This is a genomic window from Enterobacter sp. BWH64, assembly GCF_001037645.1.
Lineage (GTDB): Bacteria > Pseudomonadota > Gammaproteobacteria > Enterobacterales > Enterobacteriaceae > Enterobacter > Enterobacter hormaechei_C.
This window is the reverse complement of record NZ_KQ089922.1, coordinates 1863523-1881154: the sequence shown is the minus strand read 5'-3', so window position 1 is coordinate 1881154 and position 17632 is coordinate 1863523. Positions and strand designations below refer to the sequence as shown.

General features: G+C 55.2%; 12 protein-coding genes. 1 reads left to right on the top strand and 11 read right to left on the bottom strand.

The window, feature by feature from the left end:
* Positions 1-10: 10 nt before the first annotated feature.
* From cydA to SK50_RS08880, 3 genes are all read right to left on the bottom strand, one after another.
* Positions 11-1579 carry a cytochrome ubiquinol oxidase subunit I gene (gene cydA, locus SK50_RS08890; protein ID WP_003858601.1) on the bottom strand — a complete coding sequence of 523 codons (1569 nt, stop codon included), beginning with the start codon at positions 1577-1579 and terminating at the stop codon, positions 11-13.
* Positions 1580-2258: 679 nt separating this feature from the next.
* A complete protein-coding gene (mngB, locus tag SK50_RS08885) occupies positions 2259-4895 on the bottom strand; it encodes a mannosylglycerate hydrolase (protein ID WP_048229325.1) in 2637 nt (878 codons plus the stop codon).
* Between the two features lie 23 nt (positions 4896-4918).
* Positions 4919-6733, bottom strand: coding sequence for a PTS 2-O-a-mannosyl-D-glycerate transporter subunit IIABC (locus tag SK50_RS08880; RefSeq protein ID WP_048229324.1), 1815 nt, complete (start codon positions 6731-6733; stop codon positions 4919-4921).
* A 171-nt stretch (positions 6734-6904) separates the two neighbouring features.
* On the opposite strand from SK50_RS08880, the gene SK50_RS08875 reads away from it, so the two are divergent.
* Positions 6905-7621, top strand: a complete 717-nt coding sequence (locus tag SK50_RS08875; protein ID WP_048229322.1) for a GntR family transcriptional regulator — start codon at positions 6905-6907, stop codon at positions 7619-7621.
* 86 nt (positions 7622-7707) lie between these two features.
* On the opposite strand, the gene sucD is transcribed toward SK50_RS08875, so the two are convergent.
* The 8 genes from sucD to sdhC form a co-directional block, all read right to left on the bottom strand.
* Positions 7708-8577, bottom strand: coding sequence for a succinate--CoA ligase subunit alpha (sucD, locus tag SK50_RS08870; protein ID WP_003858609.1), 870 nt, complete (start codon positions 8575-8577; stop codon positions 7708-7710).
* Entirely contained in the window at positions 8577-9743 is a 1167-nt protein-coding gene (gene sucC / locus SK50_RS08865; protein ID WP_017384968.1) for an ADP-forming succinate--CoA ligase subunit beta, read from the bottom strand. Before sucC ends, sucD begins: the two co-directional genes overlap by 1 nt.
* Before the next feature lie 85 nt (positions 9744-9828).
* A complete protein-coding gene (gene odhB / locus SK50_RS08860; protein ID WP_048229320.1) occupies positions 9829-11055 on the bottom strand; it encodes a 2-oxoglutarate dehydrogenase complex dihydrolipoyllysine-residue succinyltransferase in 1227 nt (408 codons plus the stop codon).
* A 14-nt stretch (positions 11056-11069) separates the two neighbouring features.
* Complete coding sequence (gene sucA / locus SK50_RS08855; protein WP_006809581.1) at positions 11070-13877, bottom strand: 2-oxoglutarate dehydrogenase E1 component; 2808 nt, start codon at positions 13875-13877, stop codon at positions 11070-11072.
* Between the two features lie 238 nt (positions 13878-14115).
* Positions 14116-14832 carry a succinate dehydrogenase iron-sulfur subunit gene (locus tag SK50_RS08850; RefSeq protein ID WP_023303307.1) on the bottom strand — a complete coding sequence of 239 codons (717 nt, stop codon included), beginning with the start codon at positions 14830-14832 and terminating at the stop codon, positions 14116-14118.
* Positions 14833-14847: 15 nt separating this feature from the next.
* The gene (gene sdhA, locus SK50_RS08845) at positions 14848-16614 is read right to left on the bottom strand and encodes a succinate dehydrogenase flavoprotein subunit (RefSeq protein WP_003858619.1); all 1767 of its coding nucleotides are present in this window, start codon (positions 16612-16614) and stop codon (positions 14848-14850) included.
* Entirely contained in the window at positions 16614-16961 is a 348-nt protein-coding gene (sdhD, locus tag SK50_RS08840) for a succinate dehydrogenase membrane anchor subunit (RefSeq protein WP_003858621.1), read from the bottom strand. Before sdhD ends, sdhA begins: the two co-directional genes overlap by 1 nt.
* The gene (sdhC, locus tag SK50_RS08835) at positions 16955-17359 is read right to left on the bottom strand and encodes a succinate dehydrogenase cytochrome b556 subunit (protein ID WP_026080740.1); all 405 of its coding nucleotides are present in this window, start codon (positions 17357-17359) and stop codon (positions 16955-16957) included. The genes sdhD and sdhC overlap by 7 nt, the downstream gene beginning before the upstream one ends.
* Between the last annotated feature and the right edge of the window lie 273 nt (positions 17360-17632).

The following is a 17632-nucleotide window of genomic DNA, read 5'->3' as shown; positions in this document are numbered from 1 at the left end:
GACTCCTGTCTTAGCGTGCCGGCTGAGTAGTCGCAACAGACTGCTCGTAGTGGTAGCGACCGGTTTTCAGGCTGCTTGGGCCAAGGCGCGCGAACTTGAACATCAGGAACAGTTCAGCCACCAGGAACAGGGTGTACAGACCGCAAATGAGCAGCATGGAGAAGATCAGGTCGCCTGCGGTCAGGGAGGAGTTCGCTACCGCTGTTGGCAGCACCTCACCGATCGCCCACGGCTGACGGCCATATTCCGCAACAAACCAGCCGGACTCGATAGCAATCCATGGCAGTGGGATACCGTACAGCGCGGTGCGCAGCAGCCATTTTTTCTCACCGATACGGTTACGAATGACTGACCAGAACGAGGCCGCGATGATCAGCAGCATGATAATGCCGCAACCCACCATGATGCGGAACGCGAAGTACAGCGGCGCAACGCGTGGAATAGAGTCTTTGGTTGCCATCTGAATCTGCGCTTCCGTCGCGTCGGAGACGTTCGGGGTATAGCGTTTCAGCAGCAGACCGTAACCGAGGTCTTTCTTCACGTCGTTAAATTGATCGCGAACGGCCTGGTCGGTAGAGCCGGCGCGCAGCTGTTCCAGCAGCGAGTAGGCTTTCATCCCGTTACGGATACGCTCTTCATGCTGCACCATCAGATCTTTCAGGCCAGTCACCTGTTTGTCGACGGAGCGCGTGGCGATAATACCCAGAGCGTAAGGAATTTGAATGGCGAAGCGGTTTTCCTGCGCTTCCTGGTCAGGCACACCGAACAGGGTAAACGCTGCCGGTGCCGGCTGGGTTTCCCATTCAGCTTCAATTGCGGCGAGTTTGGTTTTCTGCACGTCGCCCATTTCGTAACCGGATTCATCACCCAGAACAATCACGGACAGAATCGCGGCCATACCGAAGCTTGCTGCGATAGCAAAAGAACGCTTGGCGAACGCGAAGTCGCGGCCGCGCAGCATATAGTAGGAGCTGATGCCCAGCACGAACATCGCGCCGCACACATAGCCAGACGCCACGGTGTGAACGAATTTAACCTGAGCAACCGGGTTCAGGACCAGCTCAGCGAAGCTGACCATCTCCATACGCATGGTTTCGAAGTTGAAATCAGATGCGATTGGGTTTTGCATCCAGCCGTTCGCCACCAGGATCCACAGTGCGGACAAGTTGGAGCCTAATGCCACCAGCCAGGTTACCGCCATATGCTGGACTTTACCCAGACGGTCCCAACCGAAGAAGAACAGACCTACAAAGGTGGATTCGAGGAAGAAGGCCATCAGACCTTCAATGGCCAGCGGCGCACCGAAAATATCCCCTACATAGTGGGAATAGTAAGACCAGTTTGTCCCGAACTGGAACTCCATGGTCAGACCGGTTGCCACGCCCAGCGCAAAGTTGATACCAAACAACTTGCCCCAGAACTTGGTCATATCTTTATAAATCTGTTTGCCGGAGAGGACGTAAACCGTTTCCATGATGGCCAGCAGGAACGCCATACCGAGCGTCAGCGGCACAAACAGGAAGTGGTACATCGCGGTCAAGGCAAACTGTAAGCGCGACAGTTCGACTACGTCTAACATTATGACTCCTTGCTCATCGCATGAAGACTCCGAGAGTGAACCCCGTTAGATAAGGATCCACACGCATGCCCCAATACAAAGTTATCTGCTTCCCTTCTTCGTTGCTTATTCTCTTCAGGAGGAAAAAGCAATGATGAAAGGTTACAAATACGTTAAGAAAAAACCAAATTGATCCCGTAAATATAATACGCTGCAAAACCCTTACAATAAACAGGTTTTTATTCGAACAGATTTACGTTTTTCGACGGCGATCAATTTATAGCAAAATTACCACTTTTCGGCCATTTTGATCGGGAACAATTTAACGCCTTTCGGAGGCTTTTTCCAAGGATTAAACATTGATTTAAATCAAAAACAGTCAGAGCTGTTAATGATGTTTCTTTGTAGTGCGGATAGTAAAAACCTTGTTAACAATATGTATATTTAAAGGCGTTATTGGTTATAAAAGCCAGAAGATAATATAAACAGTGGTGATTTTTATTAACGCGCAAGAAAAAACGCATTTTGCCGGAAGATAAACATATAATGTTATCTGCTTCACAGTATTTTTCTTTCGCTTTGCTACCCGCCGAAACGATTACATTTCATTCACCTTTGATAATCTTAAAATTAACACCCTATCGTGACTATTTGATGAAATAAAGGCCGCAGGAATGCGGCCTTTATATTGTTCTGAAGATTACCTTTCAATTTTTATGCTAAAGGTGCGTGACTGGCATGGCCGGAACGACCCCGTAATGGCTGAACCCTCCTCCCCTTGCGCCTTGCGCACCTCATTCATGTCCGTTTCGCAACAGGCCTGGACCTCACGGTTCACAGACAAAGCCACGTCACAGGAGCGGGTCTCCGAAGGGTTGTACAGACGAAGAATCATCTCGTCACGATCCTCCGCTTTTTTCAGCGCACTGAGTACGCATCCGTTAGGCGCCAGCGTTAACAGGCTATAGCTACAAAGGGTGGTGAAAGAGGCGCGGTTAAGCTTCATCGCATCCCACGGGATTTTGTTATAACAGTGCACTGGCGTTAACCACGACTTCGCCTGCTGCGCAACGCCAGCACTGACGGGCGTACCATTAAAACTGAACAGGCTAAAGCGACAGGTTAACTGGCCCCGCATCTGCGAATCAGGCACCGGCATTTTGATCCCGGACGGTCTGCCGGGGCGCAGCAGTAAATCTTCCTTCCCAAGCACCCCCACGCCGCGAAGCAACGTCAGGGCAAACGTTTTTTGACGCTCGCCAGTCACTTCAAATTCGCGCAACCCTTCGGTAAACAGCGCCATTCCGTTACGCCGTTCCTGGAGCACCGCGTAGTTAAGCAGATTCCACACCGGCAGCGGCGCTTCCTTCCAGCCCTCCTCCTGCCAGTTCGCCATCGCTTCATCCTGTACAGGACGCGTCAGCGAACCGAACTGGGTATCGGCTAACACCGTGTCTGTGGTAAATGGCGTCGGGATCAGCACCCGCACACGGTGGTCATCCACGTGATTTCCGAGACGTGCCTCAACGTCGATACGTCGGCTGTTATGGCTGAGCGTGACCGTGAGTTCTGCCTCAAGCGTTCCCGTCTGCTGACGCGCAGAACGTTCAGCGAGATCCGCTGGCACCGCCATGCGATGGCGGATCACCGCCCTGCTCTGCCAGGCCTCGTGGATCACCTCAACCTCATGCTCGCCCTGAGCGGAAGTGAGTCTCCACTCTTCCCGTGAAGGCGAGTAGTCGTACTCATCGCCATCATCCGAGCTCTCTTCTATTTCCAGCGCGCGGTCATAGATAAGCCCGGACGCTTTATCGAGCAGACGCAGGGTGCCGTCGTCGTTTAACGTTATTTCCCAGAAAGCATTTTCCAGCAACGCCTCCGACGATTTTTCTGCCGCCAGCAGCTTGCCGGCCACGTGCGGCTCGATATAGAGCGTGCGGTAACCCATTGATGGCAGGATCTGATTGAGCTGGATATCAAACTCCATAAAGGGATCGTAGTTGCCGTAATGCACAATTTGCCGGTCAATCAAGCCGGGGTCGATTTCACGCGCGCTGCGCAGGCAGTAAGGGATTTCATTCCCCCTATCGTCCAGCAGGCGGAACTGGCTGGCGCGCAGACGTATCGTGGTGTTAATCACTTCCTCACGCGGCCAGGGCGTGAGGTTAAACATCACCAGTTTGTCTTCCTCGCTCTGTGGCATGTTGTCAACAATCTTGCGCATATAGAAGCACGTCAGGTTATCGGCCATGTCTTCCGCCAGCTCGAAGCGGGACATCACCTCACGATGCACTTTGTCACTACAGCAGCAGCCGATACTGTCATGGGCGTGATTCTTGAGGATCTCTTTCCACATTTTTTCCAGCAAGCCGTGGTGATACTCAAAGCCCAGCGTCCAGGCAAGCGTGGCCAGCGGCTCAAGGACGTTGACGATTTTATTCTCTATCCGGGCGTGGGCGATTTTGATATCCATCCGCGTGGAGCCTATCGTCCGGTGCACCCGCATATATTTACCGTCAATAAACTCCCCTTTCAGCGTCGCCAGTTCATCGCGGTGCGCGTCAATGTGGTCAAACACCTCCTCGAAGCGGCTCATCACAAACTGACGCTGCGGATAGATTTCGCGCAGCTTATCCATCACCGCAAAGATGTTCTGCTGGAGCGGCATCTGATCATGGCCGTTAGGCAGCAAAATTTCTTTCGTCACGGAGGCTTTTTCCAGCACCTCGAAGTACGTGTCGAGCCGTTTGCGCAGCCCGGCCTCATCCTCCGGTAAGTACTTACCAATCGCGTAGCCCAGCGGCAGCACCTGTGCCGTCACTTCGCTGCCGTCCTGACTTTGCCAGAGAAATTCGGTTTTATCGGTACCGTGCCGCTCGGAACACCCGCGCCAGAACATGGTGCGCGTGATGCCAAAACCATTGTAAATGTGCGGCAGCTGGGAAGACATGCCGAAGGAGTCCGGCAGATAGCCAATTTTCATCGGCTCGCCAAAGGCCAGACAGTCGCGTATACCGTACATCAGATTTCGGACAATCGACTCGCCGGAAACAAGGGTGGTATCCGTCTGGGTATACCACGGCCCGATAATCAGCTTCCCGGCCGCCACCAGTGCCTTCACGCGTGGCCTGTTTTCCGGTTTCACGGCAAAATAATCTTCCAGCACCGCCGTCTGGCCGTCGAGTACGTAGTATTTATACTCTGTGTCCTGCTCAAGTCGAGTGAGGATCTCTTCCATATTATTGACCAGAAGAATACGTGACGCTTCGGTGGTGAAGTACCACTCCCGGTCCCAGTGCATATGTGGCGTGATATGAACGCGAGATACAGCTTTCATCTTCGTTTCCTGTCAGTGCGTGTTTAGGAGGGTATGTCTTCAGTCACGTAGGTGCCGCTCTTCACGGCCTGGCGTCGCCAGAGCAGTAAAATGAGCGTAGAGATTGCGGCGCCAATCAGCGCGGCGCCAAACCAGCCGACAGCGGCCATCACGCCGCCCAGCCCGGCATCATGCAGTAAGAAGAGCGAGAAAATGCCCGCGCCGGGGGTGGATAGCCCAATCCCCATCGCCCCGACAATCGCTCCGGTCACCATTGACCCCAGAACAAATGAGCCAATGACCCGCAACGGATCCTCGATAGCCATCGGAATTGCCCCTTCGGTGATGCCCGCCAGCCCCAGCAGCCAGGTGGACTTGCCGGTTTCAATTTCGAACTGTTTGAACAGGTTCGGAGCCAGCATCGTTGATGCCGTCACGGTAAAGGCCGATACCATTTTGACGGAGGCAAAAATCGCATAAGGCCCGTATACGCCATTGGCCATCGCTCCCAGACAGAACGCGTAAGAGGCTTTGTTGACCGGACCGCCCAGATCGAACGAGCACATAAAGCCCAGGATCGCCCCCAGCAGCAGCGCATTCGCGCCGGACAGACCGTTAAGCCAGGTGGTCAGGGCGTTATTGATCCAGGCCACCGGTTCGCCGATCACAAACAGCATCAGGTAGCCCGCAATCAGCCCGCCGACGATGGCCCCGAGAAAACCAGAGCCGATCATATTGGCGGCAAGACCCGCCGCAAAGCCCGGCGTTAGCGCAGGTTTATCCGCCAGCGAGTAAGCGGTATAGGCCGCCAGAACAGGCACCATCAGAATACCAAGCATCCCGCCGCCCAGTTTGCGGTACATCCACAGCCACGAGTTTTCCTGATCGAACAGATGCTGCAAGCCCAGGATTTGCGCCAGCAGTACCGACACGGCCAGCACCGTGCCGCCAGCGACAATCAGCGGCACCGCAAAAGAGATACCGCTGAGCAGCGCCTGCTTGAGTTCGGTTTTAACGCACTTTTTCGCGTCCATGTCGACGTGCGCAGGACGCGCATCGGATACAGGCTGTAGCGCCAGCGCACGCTCAATGAGCGCTTCCGCATGGCGTAAGGGTTCCGCGACGGGCACGGAAATGGCGGGGATCCCCTGAAAACGCTCACGCTCTTTGATCGCCACTTCCGCCGCGAAGATACACGCTTTTGCCTCCTGCAACTGCTGCGCGGTGATGCGCCCCTCAATACCATTTGCCCCCTGCTTTTCGACCACCACATTGACGCCGAGCTTACGTCCCGCTTTTTCGAGATATTCCGCTGCCATGTAGGTATGGGCGATCCCGGCCGGACAGGCGGTAACGCAGACGAGCGTCGGGGCATTCCCCGCAACGGCGGTTTCTTGTGCGTCAGGCGCCGTTTCCAGCGCCGCAAGCACCGCTTCCGCGCTGGTCGCCGTCATCACGCGCGCCCTGAGCTCGTCATCCGCCAGGCGAGACGTCAGTTCCGTCAGGACCTGAATATGCGTTGATCCCGCTTGTGCGGGAGGAATGGCGAGCAGAAAAATCAGCTCGACCTCCTCCGGCCCGTCCACGCCTTCCCAGGCCAGCGGCTCGCGCAGTGTGGCCACGGCAAAAGCCGCTTCCTTTACCGCCACTGATTTACCATGGGGTACGGCCAGCCCCTCGCCCAACGCCGTCGGGCCAAGCGATTCCCGATGGAAAACGTCTGCCAGAAACGTATCGGCGTCGGCTATTTTGCCCAACGCCACCAGCCGCGTCGCAAGCTGACGGATTGCCTCATCACGGCTGGTAAACTGCGCCTGCACGCAGACAGCACGGGGGTCGGTCAGAGTCGTCAGGTTCATAAAGATCCTCACCTATCCAAAGTTATTGTCTGGGGAGGATTGTGGCAGACCAGATAATACATTTATGTGATCATTTTCACTAACATCAATATTTGTATCTTATTTGTATTATTTACAAATTCACCACTGAAGGCATAATTCCCTGAAAAGGTATTAAAAAGGCGCGACACAATGGGCAATAAACCGATGTACCGGCAGATCGCCGATGCGTTCCGCGAGAAAATTAATGCCGGTGAGTTAAAACCTGGCGACGCACTGCCGACGGAATCCAGCCTTCAGGAGGCGTTTAGCGTCAGCCGGGTCACCGTGCGGCAGGCTTTGAAGCTGCTCGCCGACGAGCAGATCATCGAAAGTATTCAGGGCAGCGGCTCGTATGTAAAAGAGGAGCGGGTGAATTACGATATTTATCAGCTCACCGGCTTTTACGAAAAGTTAGCGGATCGCAACGTCGATACGCACAGCGACGTCAGCGTCTTCGAAGTGGTGAAAGCCGATGAGCGGCTCTCGGCAAAACTTGCGCTCAATCCGGACGATAAGGTCTGGCACGTCAAGCGCGTACGCTTCATCAGGGAAAAGCCGGTGAATCTGGAAGAGACATGGATGCCGCTGGCGATGTTCCCCGACCTCACCTGGGAAGTGATGGAACAGTCGAAATACCATTACATTGAGCAGATCAAAAAGATGGTTATCGATCGCAGCGAGCAGGAGCTGGTGCCAGTCATGCCATCGGACGAGGCGATTGCCGCCCTGGCGCTCGATCCGGCAAAACCGATTCTGGAAAAAGTCTCTCGTGGCTTTCTGAAAGACGGCCGGGTATTTGAATACAGTCGCAACGTGTTTAACACCGACGACTATAAATTCACCCTGGTGGCTAAACGCAGGCAATAAAAAAAGGCCGCTTTACAGCGGCCAACCATGTCGAAACGGACATTTTTTTATACTTCAACGCGCCCCAATCGGGGAGCAGAGAGGACTTACTTAATGATGGATTTCAGTGCTTCACCGATATCCGCCAGGCTGCGAACGGTTTTCACGCCTGCGGCTTCCAGTGCTGCGAATTTCTCATCAGCCGTACCTTTACCGCCTGCGATAATCGCGCCCGCGTGACCCATACGTTTGCCTTTCGGCGCGGTCACACCCGCGATGTAACCCACCACCGGCTTGGTCACATGATCTTTGATGTAAGCAGCCGCTTCTTCTTCCGCGCTACCACCGATCTCACCGATCATCACGATCGCTTCGGTCTGTGGATCTTCCTGGAACAGCTTCAGGATGTCGATGAAGTTAGAGCCCGGGATCGGGTCACCGCCGATGCCCACGCAGGTGGACTGGCCGAAACCGTAGTCGGTGGTCTGCTTAACCGCTTCATAGGTCAGGGTACCGGAACGGGACACGATACCCACTTTGCCTGGGCGATGAATGTGGCCCGGCATGATGCCGATTTTGCATTCGCCTGGAGTGATAACGCCTGGGCAGTTCGGGCCGATCATGCGCACGCCTGCTTCGTCCAGCTTCACCTTCACGGTCAGCATATCCAGCGTCGGGATGCCTTCAGTGATGGTGATGATCAGCTTAATGCCTGCGTCGATCGCTTCCAGAATAGAGTCTTTGCAGAACGGCGCCGGTACGTAGATCACGGTCGCGGTTGCGCCCGTCGCTTCTACCGCTTCACGCACGGTGTTGAACACCGGCAGGCCCAGGTGCGTGGTGCCGCCTTTACCTGGCGTTACGCCGCCAACCATCTGCGTACCGTAGGCAATCGCCTGTTCGGAGTGGAAAGTCCCCTGGCTACCGGTGAAGCCCTGGCAGATAACCTTGGTATCTTTATTAATTAAAACGGACATTATTTCCCCTCCACTGCGGCAACAACCTGCTGAGCTGCATCCGTCAGACTTTTCGCTGCAATAATATTGAGGCCGCTGTCAGCCAGTTTTTTCGCGCCGAGTTCAGCGTTGTTCCCTTCCAGACGTACAACAACCGGAACGTTAACGCCCACTTCTTCTACCGCGCCGATGATACCGTCGGCGATCAGGTCGCAACGTACGATACCGCCGAAGATGTTCACCAGAACCGCTTTCACGTTGCTGTCAGAGAGAATGATTTTGAACGCTTCGGTTACGCGCTCTTTGGTTGCGCCACCGCCCACGTCGAGGAAGTTCGCTGGCTCACCGCCGTGCAGCTTAACGATGTCCATGGTGCCCATTGCCAGGCCCGCACCGTTAACCATGCAGCCGATGTTGCCATCCAGCGCCACGTAGTTCAGTTCCCACTGTGCAGCCTGCGCTTCACGCGGATCTTCCTGAGACTGGTCGCGCATTTCGCGCAGATCGGACTGGCGGAACAGCGCGTTGCCGTCAGCGCCCAGCTTGCCGTCGAGGCAGATCAGGTCGCCCTGGGTGGTGATCACCAGCGGGTTGATCTCGATCAGCGCCAAATCGCGCTCCAGGAAAATGGTCGCCAGACCCATGAAGATCTTGGTGAACTGCTGAACCAGCTTGCCTTCCAGACCCAGTTTGAATGCCAGCTCACGACCCTGGTAAGGCATTGGGCCCGCCAGCGGATCGATAGCCACTTTGTGGATCAGGTGCGGGGTTTCTTCCGCCACTTTTTCGATTTCCACGCCGCCTTCGGTAGACGCCATGAACACCACGCGACGGGAGCTACGGTCTACGACTGCGCCGAGGTACAGTTCTTTCGCGATGTCGGTTGCCGCTTCAACCAGGATCTGGTTAACCGGCTGGCCGTTTGCATCTGTCTGGTAGGTTACCAGACGCTTGCCGAGCCAATGTTCAGCAAACGCACGGATCTCTTCTTTGCTCTTAACAACCTTCACACCGCCCGCTTTACCACGGCCACCAGCGTGAACCTGACATTTAACTACCCACGGGCCGGAACCGATTTTAGACGCGGCTTCTTCTGCTTCACGCGGGGTAGTACAGGCATAACCCACCGGAGCCGGTAAGCCATACCGGGCAAACAGCTGTTTGGCCTGATATTCATGTAAGTTCATGTGTTCTATCCATCCTTCAGGTAATCGTTAGGTAGTGCTTTTGTAGGCCCGGCAAGCAACGCGCCGCCGGGCAAGACTGCAAAAACTAGACGTCCAGCAGCAGACGCGTTGGATCTTCCAGCAGCTCTTTAATGGCAACCAGGAAGCCTACGGACTCGCGGCCGTCGATCAGGCGGTGATCGTAAGAGAGCGCCAGGTACATCATCGGCAGGATCTCCACTTTACCGTCTACCGCCATTGGACGATCTTTAATGGCATGCATACCCAGGATCGCGCTCTGCGGCGGGTTGATGATCGGGGTAGACATCAGCGAGCCGAACACACCACCGTTGGTAATGGTGAAGTTACCGCCAGTCAGGTCCTCAACGGTCAGCTTGCCGTCACGGCCTTTCACGGCCAGCTCTTTGATTTTCTTCTCGATGTCAGCCATACCCAGGGTATCCACGTCACGCAGAACCGGGGTAACCAGGCCGCGCGGGGTAGAAACCGCCATGCTGACGTCGAAGTAGTTGTGGTAAACCACGTCATCGCCATCAATAGACGCGTTCACTTCCGGGTAGCGTTTCAGCGCTTCAACTACCGCTTTCACGTAGAAGGACATGAAGCCCAGACGGATACCGTGACGTTTTTCAAACGCGTCACCGTACTGCTTGCGCAGATCCATGATTGGCTTCATGTTGACTTCGTTAAAGGTGGTCAGCATCGCGGTGGAGTTTTTCGCTTCCAGCAGACGCTCGGCCACGCGCTTACGCAGGCGGGTCATCGGCACGCGTTTTTTGCTACGTGCGCCCAGAGCTGGCTGTGCCGCTGGTGCTGCCGCAGGGGCTTTCGCTTCCGCTTTCGCCTCAGAAGGCGCTTTTGCCAGATGCTTGTCGATGTCTTCGCGCGTCAGACGGCCACCCACGCCGGTGCCTTTGATGGCTGCCGGATCGAGGCTGTGCTCAGCCAGCAGGCGACGGATCGCCGGGCTGAGCGCGTCATTGGTCTGATCGGACAGAGACGCCTGCTGGCGCTGGGCCGGGGTAGACGCTTTTTCTTCAGATTTGGCGCTGGACTCTTTGCCCGCGCTGTTGCCTTCACGCAGGCGACCCAGGATTTGGCGAGAAGTGACGGTCGTACCTTCATCTTCCAGGACTGCATCCAGAATGCCATCCGCTGAAGCCGGTACTTCCAGTACCACTTTGTCAGTTTCGATTTCTACCAGCACTTCGTCACGGGTTACCGCGTCGCCTGGTTTTTTGTGCCAGGTGGCGACGGTTGCATCTGCTACGGACTCAGGCAGGTCGGGAACAAGAATATCTACGCTACTCATTATGTATCCTTTAATTAATCGACGTTCAGCGCGTCATTGACCAGATCTTGTTGCTGCTTCTGGTGAACGGACATATACCCTACCGCCGGAGAGGCGGAGGCCGGGCGACCTGCATAACGCAGGGCAGACCCAAATGGAATCACTTCACGGAAATGATGCTGGCTGCAATACCATGCGCCCTGGTTGAGCGGCTCTTCCTGGCACCAGACAAAATCATGAACGTGAGCGTACTGTTTCAGCACTTCCTGCATCGCCTGATGCGGGAACGGATAAAGCTGTTCGATACGCACGATGGCGACATCTTTCTGATCGTTCTTACGGCGCTGTTCCAGCAGGTCGTAATAAACCTTACCAGAACACATTACGACACGCTTAACGGCCTGCGGATCCAGCTCGTCAATTTCACCGATGGCCGGCAGGAAGGTGCCGTTTGCCAGCTCTTCCAGGCTGGAGACCGCCAGTGGATGGCGCAGCAGGGATTTTGGCGACATGACCACCAGCGGACGGCGCATACCGCGCAGCGCCTGACGACGTAGCATGTGGTAAACCTGAGCCGGAGTGGACGGCACGCAAACCTGCATATTCTGCTCGGCGCAGAGTTGCAGATAACGCTCCAGACGCGCGGAGGAGTGCTCCGGACCTTGTCCTTCATAGCCGTGCGGCAGCAGCATCACCAGACCGCACATACGGCCCCACTTCTGCTCACCGGAGGAGATGAACTGGTCGATGACGACCTGCGCACCGTTGGCGAAGTCACCGAACTGCGCTTCCCAGATGGTCAGGGTGCGGGGTTCTGCGGTGGCGTAGCCGTATTCGAAGGCCAGAACCGCTTCTTCTGACAGCACGGAGTCCCAGACCTTGAACTGGCCCTGACCGTTATGCACGTGCTGAAGCGGAGTGTACGTTGAACCGTTAGACTGGTTGTGTACAACCGCATGACGGTGGAAGAAGGTGCCACGACCCGCATCTTCACCGGACAGACGAACCGGAATACCTTCGTCAACCAGCGTCGCATAGGCCAGCGTTTCCGCGCCGCCCCAGTCGAACAGCTTCTCACCCGCCGCCATTGCCTGGCGATCGCCATAGATCTTGGCCACGCGGGACTGCATCTCGATCGCTTCCGGCACGGTGCTGATGCGTTTAGCCAGTTCCTGCAAACGCTTCATCTCAACCTTGTTCGGGTAGCTCTCGTCCCACTCGTGGTTGAGATACGGCGACCAGGTAAAGGAGTGCATGTTCATTGGGCGCAGCTCTTTCACTACGCATTCACCCGCATCCAGCGCGTCGCGATAAAGATTGACCATCTCGGTCGCATCTTCCAGCGTCGCCACTTTTTCGCTTTCCAGCTTGTCAGCGTAGATTTTACGCGGCGTCGGGTGTTTTTTGATTTTCTGGTACATCAGCGGCTGGGTTGCACTTGGCTCATCCGCTTCGTTGTGGCCGTGACGGCGGTAGCAGAAGAGGTCAATGAACACGTCGCGCTTGAAGGTGTTACGGAAGTCCAGCGCCAGACGGGTAACGAAAGCAACGGCTTCAGGGTCATCCGCGTTAACGTGGAAGATGGGCGCCTGAACCATTTTACCGATGTCGGTGCAGTACGGGGTGGAACGCGCATCCAGCGGGTTAGAGGTGGTGAAGCCCACCTGGTTGTTGATTACGATGCGAACGGTACCGCCCACTTCATAACCACGCGCTTTCGACATGTTCAGGGTTTCCTGAACCACGCCCTGCCCTGTGACCGCCGCATCACCGTGAATAGTGATTGGCAGTACTTTATTGCTGCTCGGCTCGTCCAGACGATCCAGACGCGCACGCACGGAACCGATAACCACCGGGCTGACGATTTCCAGGTGCGACGGGTTAAACGCCAGCGCCAGGTGAACCTGACCGCCCTCGGTTTCGATATCCGACGAGAAGCCCATGTGGTACTTCACGTCACCGGTGCCGAGGTGCTCTTTATGTTTACCCGCAAATTCGTCGAACAGATCCTGCGGCTTTTTACCCAGCACGTTAACCAGCACATTCAGGCGACCACGGTGCGCCATGCCCAGCACCACTTCGCGCGTGCCGCTCTTACCGGCATGACGAATCAGCTCTTTCAGCATCGGGACTAACGCATCGCCGCCCTCCAGTGAGAAGCGTTTTGCGCCAGGGAATTTCGCGCCCAGATAGCGCTCAAGGCCTTCCGCGGCGGTCAGTTCGCTGAGAAAACGTTTTTTCTCATCTGCTGAGAAATTCGCGTGGCCTGCCACGGATTCGATACGCTGCTGGATCCAGCGTTTCTCTTCGGTGGAGGTAATGTGCATATATTCCGCGCCGATGGAGCCGCAGTAGGTTTGCTTGAGCGCGTCAATCAGATCGCCCAGCTTCATCGTGTCTTTGCCGATGGCAAAGGAACCTACGTTAAAGCTTTCCTGGAAATCGGCCTCGGTCAGATCGTGATAAGCCGGATCGAGATCCGCCACACGTTCCTGCTGCCACAGTCCCAGCGGATCGAGATTCGCATGCTGGTGACCACGGAAGCGATAAGCGTTGATAAGTTGCAGGACTTTAACCTGCTTCGCATTGGTGTCAGGGTCGGAAATCGCAGAAGAGTAACGTGAGGCATCCTTCGCCAGACGACGGAAATAATCACGTGTTTTTGAATGGAATTGATCCGGTTTGACCCCTGTACCAGGCAACTGCTGGAACATGGAACGCCAGTTTGCGTCCACTGAGTCAGGATCGGTTAAGAAGTCTTCATAGAGCTGTTCTATCCAGCTCTGGTTTGAACCAGAGAGGTAAGAAGAGTCCAGCCAGGCTTTCATTGCGCCGTTCTGCATCGTGATCCCTTAAGCATTTTTATGCTTACTTTCGCCGTAGAAACTACCACGCACACCACGTGTACGTGCCGGGGTTCACCTGCGAGCTCTTTTCATTTGGCCCGCGAAGGAACCTTTAGAAACTGTCTAAACTTCAGGGCAGTTTTTAAAGGTTTCTGCAATTTGCCCGGTGACGCTACGCTTACCGGGCCTACTGTTACGTAGGCCGGATAAGCGCAGCGCCATCCGGCGTTGTTACTTACGCACTGCGCTGCAACAACATCGACTTAATATGGCCGATGGCGCGCGTCGGGTTCAGCCCCTTAGGACACACACTGACGCAGTTCATGATGCTATGGCAGCGGAATACGCTGAAAGCGTCACTTAGCCCTTCCAGACGATTCTCGGTTTCGGTATCGCGGCTGTCGATCAGGAAGCGATAGGCAGCCAGCAGACCCGCAGGGCCGATAAATTTATCCGGGTTCCACCAGAATGACGGGCATGACGTTGAACAGCATGCACAGAGAATACACTCGTACAACCCATCGAGTTTTTCACGCTGCTCAGGAGACTGTAAGTGCTCGCGAGCGGGTGGATTTTGCCCATTATTCAATAAGTAAGGCTTAATCTTCTCATATTGTGCATAGAATTGCCCCATGTCCACCACCAAATCACGCACGACCGGCAGGCCAGGCAAAGGACGGATCACAATTTTCTGGCCAGAACGCTGTAGCGCTGAAATTGGCGTAATACAGGCCAGACCGTTTTTGCCGTTCATGTTTACACCGTCAGAGCCACACACCCCTTCACGGCAGGAGCGGCGGAACGACAGCGTAGGATCTTTCTCTTTCAGCTGGATTAAGGCATCCAGCAGCATCATGTCACGACCTTCTTCCGCTTCGAGGGTGTAATCCTGCATACGCGGAGCATCGTCTACATCCGGGTTATAACGATAAACTGAGAATTCGAGTTTCATTATCCTGTCTCCGCATTAGTAGGTACGAATCTTCGGCGGGAACGCCGGACGCAGTTTCGGTTCCATGTTAACGCTACGACGCGTCATGGTTTCCGACTCTGGCAGATACAGGGAATGGCACAGCCAGTTTTCGTCATCACGATCCGGGAAGTCGAAGCGGCTATGGGCGCCACGGCTTTCGGTACGGAAGTTTGCCGACATCGCAGTGGCGAACGCGGTTTCCATCAGGTTATCCAGCTCCAGGCACTCAACGCGCTGGGTGTTGAACTCGCTTGAGGTATCGTCCAGACGGGCATTCTTCAGACGCTCACGGATCGCTTTCAGCTGCTCAAGCCCTTTGGCCATCGCGTCACCTTCACGGAATACCGAGAAGTTGTGCTGCATACACTCCTGCAACGCCTTACGGATCTCCACCGGATCTTCGCCGTTACGATTACCGTTCCAGCGATTGAGGCGCTCAAGAGAGGCATCTATTTCGTCATCGGTCGCATCACGCAGCGCGCCCTGCTCGGCAATAGATTCCTGGAGATGCAGCCCCACCGCACGACCAAATACCACCAGGTCCAGCAGGGAGTTGCCGCCCAGACGGTTTGCGCCGTGCACGGATACGCAGGCAATTTCGCCTACCGCGAACAGGCCAGGGATGACCACGTCTTCGCCCTGCTCGTTCACGGTCAGCGCCTGACCGGTCACTTTGGTCGGAATACCGCCCATCATGTAGTGACAGGTTGGGATAACCGGAATTGGCTCTTTCACCGGGTCGACGTGCGCGAAGGTGCGGGACAGCTCCAGAATGCCCGGCAGACGGGATTCCAGCACTTCTTTACCCAGATGGTCGAGTTTCAGCTTCGCGTGTGGACCCCAAGGGCCGTCACAGCCGCGGCCTTCACGGATTTCGATCATGATGGAACGCGCCACCACGTCACGGCCCGCCAGGTCTTTCGCGTTTGGCGCATAACGCTCCATGAAGCGCTCGCCATGTTTGTTCAGCAGATAGCCGCCTTCACCACGGCAGCCTTCTGTCACCAGTACGCCCGCACCGGCGATACCGGTTGGGTGGAACTGCCACATCTCCATGTCCTGCACCGGCACGCCAGCGCGGATCGCCATCCCAACGCCGTCACCTGTGTTGATATGGGCGTTGGTAGTGGACTGATAGATACGGCCTGCGCCGCCGGTCGCCAGAACGGTTGCGCGGGCTTTGAAGTAGACCACCTCACCGGTTTCGATGCACAGGGCGGTACATCCCACCACGGCGCCATCGGCGTTTTTCACCAGATCCAGCGCATACCACTCGGAGAAAATTGTGGTGTGGTTTTTCAGGTTCTGCTGATACAGCGTGTGCAGCAGCGCGTGGCCGGTACGGTCAGCCGCCGCTGCGGTACGTGCCGCCTGCTCGCCGCCGAAGTTTTTCGACTGGCCGCCAAACGGACGCTGATAGATGGTGCCATTTTCCAGACGGGAGAACGGCAGACCCATGTGGTCCAGCTCCAGAATCGCTTCCGGGCCAGTTTTACACATATATTCGATGGCATCCTGGTCACCGATGTAATCGGAACCTTTTACCGTATCGTACATGTGCCATTCCCAGTTATCTTCATGGGAATTACCCAGCGCAACGGTGATACCGCCCTGCGCAGACACAGTGTGGGAACGGGTCGGGAATACTTTAGAGAGCAGCGCACAGGTCTGGCCGCTCTGGGAAATTTGCAGTGCGGCGCGCATACCTGCGCCACCCGCACCAATCACAACAGCATCAAATTCTCTGACTGGCAGTTTCATTACACACCCCACACCACAACAAATCCATAAATGACGTAAACCAGCAGAGCAACAACAATAATCAGTTGCAGCGGAAGGCGAATCGCCAGCGGTTTAACGTAATCGGTCAGCACCTGCCACATGCCAATCCAGGCATGAATAAGGATGGAGAACAGGGCCAGCAGGGTGAACACTTTGGTGAAGGCCGATCCGAAGAAACCACTCCAGATTTCCCACGTCAGCGTGCCGCTGGTCGCGAAGAAACCGATCATATAGATGATGTAAAGGGTGAGAACGATGGCGGTAGCACGGACCAGGATGAAGTCATGTACGCCGTTGCGTCCTAATGCGGAGGCGTTGCTTACCATACGAGAACTCCTGCGAGAAGTGAAAGCACGACAGTGATCACAAATGAAATGTTAGCGGTACGTTTACCGGCCTCGAACGTCTCTTCCAGGTAGCCAAAGTCCATCAGCATATGGCGAACGCCGCCAACCACGTGATAGGCCAGCGCGGTCAGAATGCCCCACATGATAAATTTCACGAAGAAGCTGTTCATGATGGCTGAGGCCTGGAGGAATCCTTCAGGGGATGAGAGGCTGGTTCCCAGTAACCACAGCAAGATACCGACCGCCACAAACGTAATCACACCAGAAACACGGTGCAGAATGGACGCTATTGCTGTTACAGGGAATCGGATCGTTTTCAGATCCAGATTGACAGGTCTTTGTTTTTTCACATTTCTTATCATGAATAACGCCCACATGCTGTTCTTATTGTTTCCTTCCTCCGGACTGCGATGCGGGTCAGACAGCGTTCCTTTTCTATAACTGCGCGTCATGCAAAACATTGCTTCCAAATGCTAAAACGACACGTTACAACGCTGGGTGGCTCGGGATTGCAGGGTGTTCCGGAGACCTGGCGGCAGTATAGGCCGTTCACAAAATCATTACAATTAACCTACATACAGTTTGTTGGGTTTTCTCTGGAACAGTGATCGGGGTCACGATAACAACATCTTTTTAATTTTTAATCATCT